The sequence below is a fragment of the Xanthomonas campestris pv. campestris str. ATCC 33913 genome (assembly GCF_000007145.1).
Taxonomy (GTDB): domain Bacteria; phylum Pseudomonadota; class Gammaproteobacteria; order Xanthomonadales; family Xanthomonadaceae; genus Xanthomonas; species Xanthomonas campestris.
The window spans coordinates 3,638,716-3,651,580 of record NC_003902.1 but is presented as its reverse complement, the minus strand read 5'-3'; the positions used below and the strand labels follow the sequence as shown (position 1 = coordinate 3,651,580).

At 66.3% G+C, this 12,865-nt stretch carries 9 protein-coding genes; 5 read left to right on the top strand and 4 right to left on the bottom strand.

Annotation, left to right across the window (positions count from 1 at the left end; all coding sequences use genetic code 11):
* Positions 1 to 10 precede the first annotated feature (10 nt).
* The 4 genes from otsA to XCC_RS15970 all read right to left on the bottom strand — a co-directional run bounded on the left by otsA (position 11) and on the right by XCC_RS15970 (position 7,091).
* The gene (otsA, locus tag XCC_RS15985; protein WP_011038197.1) at positions 11 to 1,378 is read right to left on the bottom strand and encodes an alpha,alpha-trehalose-phosphate synthase (UDP-forming); all 1,368 of its coding nucleotides are present in this window, start codon (positions 1,376 to 1,378) and stop codon (positions 11 to 13) included.
* On the bottom strand, positions 1,375 to 3,153 hold the full coding sequence (locus XCC_RS15980) for a glycoside hydrolase family 15 protein (protein WP_011038196.1): 1,779 nt from the start codon (positions 3,151 to 3,153) through the stop codon (positions 1,375 to 1,377). Before XCC_RS15980 ends, otsA begins: the two co-directional genes overlap by 4 nt.
* Before the next feature lie 49 nt (positions 3,154 to 3,202).
* On the bottom strand, positions 3,203 to 3,961 hold the full coding sequence (gene otsB / locus XCC_RS15975) for a trehalose-phosphatase (protein ID WP_011038195.1): 759 nt from the start codon (positions 3,959 to 3,961) through the stop codon (positions 3,203 to 3,205).
* A gap of 694 nt (positions 3,962 to 4,655) precedes the next feature.
* Positions 4,656 to 7,091: a TonB-dependent receptor plug domain-containing protein gene (locus XCC_RS15970; protein ID WP_011038194.1), complete on the bottom strand. Its 2,436-nt coding sequence runs from the start codon at positions 7,089 to 7,091 to the stop codon at positions 4,656 to 4,658.
* A gap of 204 nt (positions 7,092 to 7,295) precedes the next feature.
* On the opposite strand from XCC_RS15970, the gene XCC_RS15965 reads away from it, so the two are divergent.
* From XCC_RS15965 to XCC_RS15945, 5 genes are all read left to right on the top strand, one after another.
* Complete coding sequence (locus tag XCC_RS15965; RefSeq protein WP_012437623.1) at positions 7,296 to 7,769, top strand: DUF3574 domain-containing protein; 474 nt, start codon at positions 7,296 to 7,298, stop codon at positions 7,767 to 7,769.
* Positions 7,770 to 7,792: 23 nt separating this feature from the next.
* A complete protein-coding gene (locus tag XCC_RS15960; protein ID WP_019237372.1) occupies positions 7,793 to 8,665 on the top strand; it encodes an FG-GAP repeat protein in 873 nt (290 codons plus the stop codon).
* Between the two features lie 137 nt (positions 8,666 to 8,802).
* Entirely contained in the window at positions 8,803 to 10,404 is a 1,602-nt protein-coding gene (locus tag XCC_RS15955) for a hypothetical protein (RefSeq protein ID WP_011038191.1), read from the top strand.
* Positions 10,401 to 11,567: a lysozyme inhibitor LprI family protein gene (locus XCC_RS15950; RefSeq protein WP_011038190.1), complete on the top strand. Its 1,167-nt coding sequence runs from the start codon at positions 10,401 to 10,403 to the stop codon at positions 11,565 to 11,567. Before XCC_RS15955 ends, XCC_RS15950 begins: the two co-directional genes overlap by 4 nt.
* A 383-nt stretch (positions 11,568 to 11,950) precedes the next feature.
* Positions 11,951 to 12,763, top strand: coding sequence for a DUF3014 domain-containing protein (locus tag XCC_RS15945; protein WP_019237374.1), 813 nt, complete (start codon positions 11,951 to 11,953; stop codon positions 12,761 to 12,763).
* The last annotated feature ends 102 nt before the right edge of the window (positions 12,764 to 12,865 follow it).

Sequence of the window (12,865 nt, the reverse complement as noted above, 5' to 3'; positions counted from 1 at the left end):
ACAGCCAGACTCAGATATCGGCCAACGCCTGCAAATACCGCTGCCGCCAATGATTGATGTTGTTCTTGCGCAAGTGATCCATCATCGCGTGCCAACGCTCCACCCGCGTTGCCAACGGCATGCTCGCCGCCGTCGCAATTGCATCGGCCACACCATCCAGATCATGCGGATTGACCAACAGCGCCTCTTTCATCTCATCGGCCGCACCGGCCAGCAACGACAACACCAGCACACCCGGATTCTCCGGATCCTGCGCTGCCACAAATTCCTTGGCGACCAGATTCATGCCGTCGCGCAATGGTGTCACCAAACCCACGGCCGCAGCGCGATAAAATCCGGTCAACGTGGCATGGCTGAAGTTCTGGTTGACGTAACGCAGCGGCGTCCAATCCGGCTCCGCATGACCACCGTTGATGTGGCCTGCGATCTGCTCAAGCTGCCCGCGCAGCTGGCGATATTCGTTGACGTCGCCGCGCGAGACCGGTGCAATCTGCAGATAGGTGAGGCTGCCGGATTGATCCGGGTAGCGCTCCAGATAGCGCTCAAAGCCCTGGAAGCGCTCGGGCAGACCCTTGGAATAATCCAGGCGATCCACGCCGATCGCGAGCTGGCGCCCGCGCAGGCTTTCGCGAAGATCGCGCACTGCCTGCTTGGAGACCGACGCCTTGGCCTGATTGGCAATCAGATCGGTGTCGATGCCGATCGGGAACGCAGCAGCGCTGAAGCGGCGCCCACCCGGGCCTTCCACCAGATCGCCCTCCAGCACGCGCCCACCACCGAACAGGCGCACATACGCCTTGAAGCGTTCGGCATCGCGCTGGGTCTGGAAGCCAACCAGGTCGTACGCGTAGAACGTGCTGAACAAGCGCGCGTGATCCGGCATCGCCTGCATCAGGTCGGCCGACGGCATCGGCACATGCAGGAAGAAGCCCATCTTGCAGCCCACACCGAGCTCGCGCAGCATCGCGCCGAGCGGAATCATGTGGTAATCGTGGATCCACAGCGTGTCGCTGTCCTTGAGCAAGGGCGCCAGCTTCTCGGCGAACAGGCGATTGACGCGCAGGTAGCCTTCGCGCGTGGCGCGGTCGTAATCGACCAGGTCCAGGCGGAAGTGCAGCAGCGGCCACAGCGTGCGGTTGGCAAAGCCGTTGTAGTAGGAATCGATGTCGCGCTTGTTGAGGTCCATGGTGACGAACTTGATGTCACCGTCGGTCTGCTCGTGCATGCCGCCGCTGTCGCCGCGCACGGTCTTGCCGCTCCAGCCGAACCACACCCCGCCGCGCTCCTTCAACGCCGCCAACAAGCCCACTGCCAGGCCGCCGGCACGGCTTTCACCAGGCACGGCCACACGATTGGATACTACCACCAGACGACTCATGACGCCTCCTGCCAACTCCGCGACAAGCGCATTGCTGCAATGATCAAGCCCACATGCGAATAGGTCTGGGGGAAATTGCCCCAGGCTTCGCCGTTTTCAAACGATAGGTCTTCAGAGAGCAAGCCGAGGTGATTACGGCGCGAAAGGATGCGCTCGAACAATTCACGCGCCTCGTCCTTGCGCCCGATCGCGGCCAGCGCGTCGATGTACCAGAACGTGCAGATGGTGAAGCTGGTTTCCGGCTCACCGAAGTCATCCGGTGCGATGTAGCGGTACAGTGCATCGCCATGCTTGAGCACGCGCCCGACTGCCTCGACCGTGTGCACAAAGCGCGGGTCGTCGTTGGCCACGATGCCGATGTCGGCCAGTAGCAACAGCGAGGCGTCCAGGCGATGGCCACCCAGGGTGTCGGTGAAATGGCCGTGTTCGTCGCTCCACGCCTCTGCCAGCACGCGTTCGCGGATGGTGTCGGCGCGCTCGCGCCAGTACACGCTGCGATCGTCCAGCGCGAGCCGTTCGGCGATCTTCGACAACCGGTCGCAGGCCGCCCAGCACATCGCCGCAGTGTAAGTGTGCACCTCGGCGCGGCCGCGGAATTCCCACAGGCCGGCATCCGGCACGTTGTGCAGGGCAAAGGCACGCTCGCCCAAGGGTTCGAGCTTGCGGAACGTGGACGCGTCGCCTTGATCTTTGAGGCGCAGGTCGAAGAACAACTGCGTGGAGGCCAGCACCACGCTACCGTAAACATCGTGCTGCTGCTGGATCCAGGCCAGGTTGCCGCGACGCACCGGGCCCATGCCGCGGTAGCCGTCCATGGTGTCGACTTCGTGCTCTTCCAGCTGCGATTCGAAGCCGATGCCGTACAGCGGCTGCATGGTGCCGTCGGTAGTGGCGATGTTGAAGATGTAGCCGATGAACTGCTCCATCGTGCGCGTGGCGCCCAGGCGATTGAGCGCACGCACCACGAAGGCGGCATCGCGCAGCCAGCAATAGCGGTAGTCCCAGTTGCGCGGTGTGTTGGGCGCTTCCGGGATGGAGGTGGTCATCGCCGCAATGATTGCGCCGCTGTCTTCGTACTGGCAGAGCTTGAGCGTGATCGCACTGCGGATCACCGCTTCCTGCCAGTCCAGCGGAATCGACAGATAGCGCACCCATTCGCGCCAGTACTCTTCGGTGCGTTCCTGCGCTTCCTGTACATAGCCGGTGAGCGAGCGGGTGAGCGATTCGTCCACGCCCAGCACCAGGCTGACCGGATGGCTGAGCACGAACGGCAGGCCATCGCGGACAAAGCGCACCGGCACATCGGTGGTCAGGCGCAGGGTGAAGTCCGGCAGCACCCAGCGGATGTGGTTGCTGCCCCAGGTGGTATCCGGCGTGCGTCCGCCCCAATCAGCCAGCGGGCGTGCGCGCACCACGATGCGCGGGTTGCCGGCCAACGGGCGGATCTGCCGGATAATGCTCACCGGCCGATAGAAGCGGCCGTTGTTGCGCCAGCGCGGCGCGAAGTCGATCACCTCGACTTCGCCGCCCTTGCTGTCGCGCAGCACCGTGCGCAGCACCGCGGTATTGGGCAGGTAGTGTTGTTCGCTGCTCTCGAAATCCTCGAGTTCCACCGCGAAGTCGCCACCTTCGCCCTTGGGCGAGAGCAGCGAGCAAAACGCAGGGTCACCGTCGAACGCCGGCAGGCAGCTCCACACCACACGTGCCTGGCGGTCCACCAGTGCACCAAAACTGCAATTGCCGATGACGCCCAGATCCAGAGAAGACTCGGTCATGAAATGCGTAACGTCTTGGGGGAAAAACGATGGGGAGCGCGTAACGCGCTCACGCGGTGTGCGCGCTGCGCTGCAACCAGGCATGCACGGCGGCGGTGCCCGACACGCGGAAGCGTGCGTCGGTCTGGGCGCGGTCGCCGACCAGCACGCTCCAGCCGCCGAGGCGATTGGCCGCCTGGAAACCGAATTCGTCGGTGAGGTCGTCGCCGACAAACACCGGCGTGCGGCCCGCAAATGCCGGCTGCTGCATCAGCTGCTCGACCGCCAGGCCCTTGTTGCTGCCTTCGGGAACAAATTCAACGACGTGATCGCCGGGCTGTAGGCGGTAACCCGACAGCGCCGCGATTTCCTGCTGTGCGAAGGCGAGTACGTCGGGGCCGGCAAGTGGTTGCGCGCGCCAATGCAGAGCGACGCTGACGCCTTTGTCTTCGACCAGCACGCCAGGATGTTGATGCGTGAGTGCAGCGGCGCGTTTATGCAAGCCGTGCAACCATTCGGAGGTGTCTTGCGGCATTGCCGCGCGTGCGGCTGCGTCGCTGCGCAACTCGTGCCCGTGCAGGCCGGCGGCCGGCAGCAGCAGGGGTGCGAACAGGGCGTCCAGTTGGGATAGCGGCCGCCCGCTGACCAGGGCGACGGCGCCGCCAAGGCGCTCGCTAAGGCGCGCGATTGCGTCGCGTACCTCCGGCAGCAACTGCACTGCTTCGGGGGTGTGCGCAAAGTCGATCAGGGTGCCGTCCACGTCCAGGAACAATGCGCAGGCATCGTCCAGCAATGGCGGCGACGGAAGGGGGGAATGCAAGTCTGCCATCGCGCTAGTGTGCGCAAAGCGATGTGATATTCAGGTTATGCAACGGCGACTGCCATCCCTTCTCCCGTCGGGAGAAGGTGCCCCGCAGGGGCGGATGAGGGTACGGGCAAAGCCTCGTGCAGTTGGAACGCCACGAGGGCTTCGCTCCGTACCCTCACCCCAACCCCTCTCCCGCAGGAGAGGGGCTAAAGCGGTAGCCTCGGTGTTCTCCCTTCTCCCCTCGGGAGAAGGTGCCCCGCAGGGGCGGATGCGGGTACGGGCAAAGCCTCGTGCGGTTGGAATGCCACGAAGGCTTCGCTCCGTACCCTCACCCCAACCCCTCTCCCGCAGGAGAGGGGCTAAAGCGGTAGCCTCGGTGTTCTTCCCTTCTCCCATCGGGAGAAGGTGCCCCGAAGGGGCGGATGAGGGCACGAGCGAAGCTTCGTGCAGTTGGAACGCCACGAGGGCTTCGCTCCGTACCCTCACCCCAACCCCTCTCCCGCAGGAGAGGGGCTAAAGCGGTAGCCTCGGTGTTCTTCCCTTCTTCCCTCGGGAGAAGGTGCCCAGCAGGGGCGGATGAGGGTACGGGCAAAGCCTCGTGCAGTTGGAACGCCACGAGGGCTTCGCTCCTTACCCTCACCCCAACCCCTCTCCCGTAGGAGAGGGGCTAAAGCAGTCTCTCTGAGGAGAGAGGTCTCAAGCTCTTCGCTTTCGCTCAGAAGCTATACCGCACCCGTCCATACCAGTACGCGCCATTGCTGCCGATCGGCGATAGCACGTCGTAGGGCAGGTTGCCGAAGTAGGCGATGTCGTCGATGGAGCGGTCCGAGTAGTTGTCCAGGATGTTCTGGCCGCCGATCGCCAGCGTCCATTGCGTGCCCAGGCGGTATTCGGCTTCCAGGTCCAACTGCCATTCCGCACCGTAGGTCTGGCGCGGCACGAAGCCGGCACCGAAGTCGAACACGCGGGTGGCGCTGCCGTAGCGGTTGATGCGGCTCTGCAGGTTCCAGTGCTCGTTGCTCCAGTTGGCGGCGAGCGATGCGCGGGTGCGCGGGGCTGCATCGGTGAGCGTGTTGCTCTCTTCCACGCCGAACAGCACGTAGTCCGGATCCAGCGCCAGCAGTTGCGACGGCGTGGCGATGACGTTCTTCAACTCGGTCTTGGCATAGCTGTAGGTGCCGGTCAGCAGCAGGTCGCCGCCGAAGGCGTACTGGCGCCAGTTGGCGACCAGCTCGGCGCCGCGGGTGCGGGTGTCGGCGGCGTTGAGGAAGTAGCTGGCGCTCTGCACGCCGGTGACGCCGAAGTTCTGCTGCACGAAATCGGTGAGGCTGCTGCCGGTGATGTCTTCGGACAGCGCGATGCGGTCGTCGATGTCGATCTGGAAAAAGTCCAGCGACAGGTCGAAGTGATCGCCCAGCTTGCTGGTGAAACCCAGGCTGGCGTTGATCGACTTTTCCGGCTTCAGATCGGTGGCACCGAGCGCGCGGGCGATCGGGTTGTTGACCGACAGCAGGCGGCCCTGGGTCAGGCGGCCCGCGGCGTCGTAGCCGGTGGAGGTGGCTTCGTAGCCGATCTGGCTCAGCGAGGGCGCACGCACGTTGTTGGAGACCGCACCGCGCAGCGCGAATGCCGGTGCGAACGCGTAGCGTGCGGCCAGCTTGCCGGTCCACTGGCTGCCGAAATCCTGGTAGTGCTCGTAGCGGCCGGCCAGGTCGGTGGAGAACTTGTCGCCGAACTGGCTGGACACGTTGGCGTAGACGCTGGCCACATTGCGCGACAGATCGGCCTCGTCCTGCGGGGTGAGCCCGCCGCCGGCCTGCGAGCCGGTGGGGCGATCGGTGAACGGGCCGGCCGCGTAGCTGGCCGGGTCGCCGGCATGCGTGCGGTACTGCTCACGGCGGAATTCGGCGCCGGTGCCGAAGGTGTGGGTGGCATCGGCCGCATCGAACACGCGGGTCAAATCGAAATTGCCCACGGTCTGCGCAAAGGCGAAATCACCGGTCTTGAAGCGCGTGGTGCTGCCCGGGCCGAGCGAGGCGTTGAGCGAGTTGCGCAGCCGGTAGGTGAAGTCGTTGCGGCCGTAATCCAGGCTGGCGTCGTAGTCCCAGTCGCCCCATTGCCCGCGGGCGCCGGCCACGATCTGCAGGTCGCGGTTTTCGCCTTCGGAAATCGGGCGGTAGCCGTTGGGGTAGATCTCGCGCCAGTTGGCGCTGCTGTCCGGGTAACGGAAGTAATTGGCGCCTTCGGTGTCGCGCTGGTTGTAGGTACCGAAGGCGTAGAACTCGCCGGTGGCACTGAACGGAATCTTGGTGTTGAGCCAGGCGTTCAGGCCCTTGGTGGCGCCATCGCCGAGCACGTAGTTGCGCTGGCCGGCCAGGGCCAGGTTGGCGGGGGTCTGTTCTTCGAACGGCGGAATCTGATCGAAGCCGGCGCGGTTGGTGGCCTCGCGGTTCTTCAGCTCCAGGCCCACCTTGAAGAAGCCACCGTCGTCGCCCAGCAGCGTGCCGACCTTGGCGCTGGCGTAGCTGGTCTGGCCATCGGTGACGCGCCGATTGATCGGCTCCACATCGGTGTTGTACGCACCGAAGCTGGCTTCCAGTTCACCGCGCTCGGGGTTGTCGTCCAGGATGACATTGATGACCCCGGCGATGGCATCGGAGCCGTATTGCGCGCCGGCGCCGTCGCGCAGCACTTCGATGCGCTTGATGGCGTTGATCGGGATGGAATTGAAATCCACCGGCGTGGTGCCCTTGCCGATCTTGCTGTCGGTATTGACCAGCGCCGAGGTATGCCGGCGCTTGCCGTTGACCAGCACCAGCACCTGATCGGGCGAGAGCCCACGCAGCTGTGCGGCGCGGATGTGGTCGGCACCACCGGAGTTGGACTGGCGCGGGAAGTTGAAGGATGGCAGCAGCGCCTGCAGCGCGCTGCCCAGTTCACCGTTGACCACGCCGGCCTTGCGGATGTCCTCGGCGGTGAGCACGTCCACCGGCACCGTGGATTCGAGCACGGTGCGGTCGCTGGCACGGGTGCCGGTGACGATCACCGTGTCCAGCGTGGTGGCGCCGGGCGCGGCTTGCTGGGCCTGGGCGTTGGCGCTGAGGACGGCGGCCACGGCCAGGCCGATAACCGAAAGGGTGGGGCGGGTCATGCTGTCTCCTGAAATACGGCAGGCCGCCGCGCGTCGGCATCCGGCCGCGCTGGCGTGCAAGGTGGGGGCCGGGAGTGTTCCACTTCCATCCGGATGGAGAGATATTATCGTGTTGTTCAGGCCGGCGCGAGATGGCACAGTGCCCCCGCGCCGGCATGAGCTGATATCCCGCCTGCATGAGCCGGCCCCCGCCTGGAGAGATTGATGAAGTTGTTGCCGTCCTGCCTGTTCGCCGCCGTGTTGGCGTTGTCTGCCTGCGCCACCACGCCGGGGCACGCGCCGGCCTCCACCACCGCCAGCCTGCAGGGCGATGCCGCGCGCCCGGCGGCAGCGCGGGGTTGGGTGCGGAGCGAACTGTATTTTGGAGTGGGCGAGGAAACCGGCCCGGCTGACCGACCGCAGACCCGCACCATCAGCGACGCGCAGTGGCGCGCGTTTTTGGACAAGGAAGTGACCCCGCGCTTTCCGGACGGGCTCACCGTGTTCGACGCCTACGGCCAGTGGCTGTTCCGCGGCGCCAAGGAACCGAACCGGCTCGGCACCAAGGTGCTGGTGATCCTGCACGAAGACAGCCCGCAGCGGCGCAACGACATCGAGGCGATCCGCCTGGCGTGGAAGCAGGCCACCGGTCACCAGTCGGTGCTGTGGGCGCGGCAGCCGGTGGACGTGTCGTTCTGAGCCGGATCTCTGCGGGCAGCCGCATGCGCCGCCGCTGGCAGGCGCCACACCTCCGCACCGTGGCGAGCAGCAGTGTGCTCGCCGCAGCCGCGCTGCTCATGTGCGCCGCGTCGGCACGCGACACCCACGTGCAACTGACGCTCGATGCGCACACCCGCGCCACTGCCAGCCTGGTGGGCACGCGCCTGCATGTGGTGCTGGCGCCCGGCGGCCAGGAACAATGGCTGGACGCGGACCTGGACGAAGGCGAAGCCACCGGCAGCGTGCGTAGCGACGATTACAACTTCGATGGCCATCCGGATCTGGCGGTGACCGTGATGCTCGGGCAGGTCAACGAGGCCACCCGGGTCTTCCTGTATGACCCGGCGCAGCGGCAGTTTTGCCTGCTGACCGCGCCCACGCGCCCGCAGGTGCAATGCGCAGGGTTCTGGAATCTCACCCCGGACCCGCAGCAACGCAGCATGAGCAGCTCCTGCCGCAGCGGGCCGATGTGGTACGCGGACGTGTACCGCTACGACGCCGCTGGGCGCCTGTATGTGTCCACCACCCAGCAGCCGATTGCCGCGCAGGCGATCCTGGACGTGCTGGGCCCGGGTACCGAAGAGGGCATGCCGTTTTCGGTGTGGCCGCGTTTCGATGCGCAGGGCAGGGTGATCGGCACGGAGATCGGCCAGAGCCTGGAAGCGCCCCGGCCTGCCACATTTCAGGTGCAGGTGCCGCGCTTGCCGCTGTATGCCACGCCCACCGCGACCACCACGCGGCGCTATCTGATCGAGGGCGATCGCCTCGAAGCGCTGGACGTGAGCACGGACCAGACCCGCCTGCAGGTGCGGTTTCGCAGTGCCGGCCATGCGGAGAGCACTGGCTGGATCCGCGCCGACCAGGCCATGCCCTGAGTCGTCGCGTGCATCGGGATGCCGCCGCAGGCGGTCCTCAGCGGCGGCGCTGCAGCAGCACGCTCTGATCCACCGCGCCGCTGTCGCGCATGCGGGGCAGCGGCTACCATCGCCTGTCCCCACGCATCCTGGCTCCCATGTCGGCCCCTTCCTCGCGTACTGCGGCATCGCCGCGCTGGTTCGTCTCCGGCGACCTCAATGGCTTCTTCGGCCTGGTGGTCGACAATCTTTCTATCCTTGGCTTCATCGCGATGGCGTTGATCGGCCTGTTCCAGTTCCCGCCCGACGTGGTGTACGGCCGCATGTTCCCCGGCACCGCATTCGGCGTGCTGGTGGGCAATTTGCTCTACACCCTGATGGCGCGCCGCCTGGCCCGGCGCACTGGTCGCGGTGACGTCACCGCCATGCCGCTGGGCCTGGATGCGCCCACCAGCATCGGCATGGCGCTATTGGTGCTGGGCCCGGCGTTTGCCGGCTTCAAGGCGCAGGGACTGGACCCGCAGGCCGCGGCGATCGCCACCTGGAAACTGGGCATGGCCGCGCTGGTGGTGATGGGGCTGCTCAAGCTGGTGCTGTCGTTTGTTGGCGAAGCGGTTACGCGCGCGCTGCCACGCGCCGCATTGCTGGGTTCCATCGCCGGCATCGCGCTGGTGCTGATGGGCCTGTTGCCGCTGCTGGAAACCCTGCGCTCGCCGGTGGCCGGCTTCGTCACCCTGGGCTTGTTGCTATATGTGCTGCTGGCCAAGGGCCGCCTGCCGATCAAGTTGCCCGGCGTGCTGGTGGCTTTCGTGGTCGGCACGGCGCTGTATTACGGCCTGGGGCTGGCCGGCCTGGGTGCGCCTGGATTCGCAGTTCCGGCCTGGGTGGCGCCCCAGGTGGTGTTGCCGCTGCCGAATCTGGGCTTTATCGATGGCTTGCCGTCCACCTTGCCGTATCTGCCGTTGCTGCTGCCGTTTGGCCTGTTGATGGTGGTGGGCGGGATCAACGTGAGCGAAAGCGCGCGTGCGGCCGGCGATGATTACCGCACCCGCGACATCCTGCTGGTGGAAGCACTGGCCACGTTGGTGGCCGGCGTCTGCGGCGGTGTGGCGCAGACCACGCCGTACATTGGCCAACCTGCTTACAAGCATATGGGCGCACGCACTGGCTATACGCTGCTGACCGGGTTGTTCGTCGGCATCGGCGGCATGCTCGGCATCATCAGCGGGTTGGTGCAGTGGCTGCCGTTGGCGGTGCTGGCGCCGATCATCGTGTACGTGTCGATCGACATCACCACGCAGGCCTTCCAGGCCACGCCGAAGCAGCACGCCGGTGCGATGGTGCTGGGCTTTTTGCCATCGGTGGCCTACCTGCTGGCAATCAAGGCGCCGATCTGGATCGCGCCGGAGCAACTGGTGGCGCTGACCACCAAGGTCGACAGCCATGGCCTGCCGGAACTGGCCGTGGTCTTCGCGCTGGGCAATGGCTTCATCATCACCGCGATGTTGTGGATTGCGGCGGTGGTGGCGATGATCGACGGCAGGCTGCGGCGCGGCGCGGTGTTCCTGCTGGTCGCGGCCGGGCTGACTTTGTTCGGGTTGATCCACTCGGTGGACCCGCGCGGCGGCATCTATCTGCCCTGGTCGCTGCAGGGCCTGGCGCGTGTGATCAGCTGGCAATTCGTGGGTGCGTATGTGGCGATGGCGGCAACGCTGCTGCTGCTGTCGCTGCTGCCGGCACGTAAAGAGACGCTGGCATGAATCGGCGCGCGCACGCGCTGCGGGTGGTGCTGGCCGGTGCGGCGTTGCTGGCCAGCGGTGGCGCGTGGTCTGCATCGTTCGACTGTGCGCGCGCAAGCACGGCGGTGGAACAACGCCTGTGTGCGGTGAAGGCGCTGGGCCTGCTCGACGAACGCCTGGATGCGTCCTATCAGGAACTGCTGCAGACCACGCCGCGCAGCGCGGTGGCCGCTGTGCGCGAGCAGCAACGCGCCTGGCTGCGGCAGCGCAATGCCTGCGCGCAGAACGCCACGCCGGACGACTGCCTGCAGCGCAGCCTCACTGCCAGGGCCGATGCGCTGGACAAGGCGCTGGCCGCGCAACAACAGGCCCTGGACCGCATCATTGCCAGCATCCCGAGCGCACCGGCGGCCGCGGCGCGCCAATTGCAGGCCTACGACACGCCGCTGGCGTCGGCGTGGTTGGTGTACCTGCATCAATTCGTGCCGGCCGCGGGTGTCGATGCAGCGCTGTCTGCGGCGCGTTTTCAGAGTGCGCGCGCGGCATTGCGCAAGGTCGACAGCTTTGCCGATTCGGTGCTGAACGATGAGGCCACCGGTCCTGACGTGCAGGAACCGGACAAGACACTGACGCTGTTGCGCATGTGGATCGAACGCAACGACAGCACGCGCCCGTATGTGCATTGCTTCATCTTCAGCACGCTTGGCGAGCCGGCGTACGAGGCATTCGGCCCGCTGTACGGTTCCACCCGCGACAGCTTCGCGCCGTTGTGCGAGCCGCCGGGCGGCCTGTTCGCGCTGCCGGCCTGGACCCAGCTCGATGCGGCGTTTGCGTCGTTGATCGAATCGATCAGCAAGGACGCCGGCACCATTCGCTACGCCAGCTACGCCGAGTGGGAGGTCATCGCGCTGCGTGCGTCGGTGTCGCCATTGCTGTATCTGCAGCCGGCCTTGCGCAAGCGCTATAGCGGCGATCCTGACCAGGCGTTGGCTGCCTGGACCGGCGACGCCAGCGCATGGCCGGCCGACGACCGCAAGGCCGCACGTGCACTGCTGCCGAAGGTGCGTGCCGACACCGCCGCCTGGCTGGTGCGCGAGAAGCACTTGCCGGCCGCACAGGCGCAGCAAGTGGCTGCTGCGATTGTCACTGCCTGGGTGGACGCCCGCCTGGACTTCGACAGCTGAGGCAGCGGCGGCCTGCAACCGCGACTGCATGGCAGTTGCGGATGCGCTGGTTGGCCGCGCGCTTTCGTTGCTTGCGGTGACGCACGTGTTTGCGGCGAGGCGTAAACGCGGGGCTCGTTTGTTATTTGCGAAAACCGACTATCGCTGGCGTGCTGCCGCGCTTGGAGGCCGCATGTAGCCTGCGTGTGCTGCAGCTTCCCTGCGGCGTTCGCAGTCTCTCGCACCTATTCACACGATTGAGCAGCCGCGCTTTGCTGCGCATGGCGGCGGCTGCGCTGCGCCGATGCGCATGCAGCAGCCCGGACGCGTGCAGCAATCGATGGAACCACCGCGCGATCGCATGGTCACACCTTGGTGTGTTGTCGATTTCTAGGAGTTCCCTGATGCAATCCAGACCTTCGCGCTGGCCGTGGCTGCTGGCGATTCCGGTCGTGATCGGTGCCGGATGGTGGCTGTTCCGCGGCACTGTCGAGGCGCCCAATGCGGCTTCCACGCCCAAGCCCACAGCCGTGGCGGCTGCGGCGCCCACACCGCCCGCGCCCGCTGCCCCCAGCGCGCCACAGCACCCGCTGCCGGCGCACCCGGCCGATGCCGCCGATGCGGCAATTCCACCGCTGGCGAAAAGCGATAGCGCCGCCTGGGAGGCCCTGCGCGCGCTGGTGCCCGACGAGGCTGCGCTAGCCATCGTGCTGCGCGATCACCTGATCCAGCGTGCGGTGGTGATGATCGACAACCTCACCCAGCCCAGCATGAGCCGACGTGCCTCGGTGTTGCAGCCGGTGCCCGGTGAGTTGCAGGTGGCCGAGGCCGACGGGCGCAGCGTGATCGACACCCCCAACGCCACACGTTACGCACCCTACGTGGCCGCGTTCACCGCGCTGGATGCACAGGCGCTGGTCGCCACGTATGTGCGCTTCTATCCACTGATCCAACAGGCGTATGCGGAGCTGGGCGCGCCGGACCGTTATTTCAATGATCGCCTGATCGCGGTGATCGATCACCTGCTGCTGACCCCGGAAGCGGCGCAGCCGATCGTGGTGGTGAAAGACGAGCGCGGGCGTTACCGCTACGCGGATCCGGCGCTGGAGTCGCTTTCGGTGGGCCAGAAGGCCCTGCTGCGGCTTGGTCCGACCCAGGCGGCCGCGGTAAAGGCGCAGTTGCAGCGAATCCGTGCGGCGGTGCTGCGCGGGCGGTGAGCGGTATCTAGTCAGGCAGCGCGTCGATCACGCTGCCGAAGACCTGTGCTTAAACACGACCGCCATCGGCCACATCGGTCGCAGCACGCGATGGCGCGCGGC

Coding starts and splice junctions, on each gene's coding strand:
- XCC_RS15960 (WP_019237372.1), top strand. CDS start 7,793: ATGCGCCGCCGCTGGCAGGCGCCACACCTCCGCACCGTGGCGAGCAGC.
- XCC_RS15980 (WP_011038196.1), bottom strand. CDS start 3,153: ATGACCGAGTCTTCTCTGGATCTGGGCGTCATCGGCAATTGCAGTTTT.
- XCC_RS15955 (WP_011038191.1), top strand. CDS start 8,803: ATGTCGGCCCCTTCCTCGCGTACTGCGGCATCGCCGCGCTGGTTCGTC.
- otsB (WP_011038195.1), bottom strand. CDS start 3,961: ATGGCAGACTTGCATTCCCCCCTTCCGTCGCCGCCATTGCTGGACGAT.
- otsA (WP_011038197.1), bottom strand. CDS start 1,378: ATGAGTCGTCTGGTGGTAGTATCCAATCGTGTGGCCGTGCCTGGTGAA.
- XCC_RS15970 (WP_011038194.1), bottom strand. CDS start 7,091: ATGACCCGCCCCACCCTTTCGGTTATCGGCCTGGCCGTGGCCGCCGTC.
- XCC_RS15945 (WP_019237374.1), top strand. CDS start 11,951: ATGCAATCCAGACCTTCGCGCTGGCCGTGGCTGCTGGCGATTCCGGTC.
- XCC_RS15950 (WP_011038190.1), top strand. CDS start 10,401: ATGAATCGGCGCGCGCACGCGCTGCGGGTGGTGCTGGCCGGTGCGGCG.
- XCC_RS15965 (WP_012437623.1), top strand. CDS start 7,296: ATGAAGTTGTTGCCGTCCTGCCTGTTCGCCGCCGTGTTGGCGTTGTCT.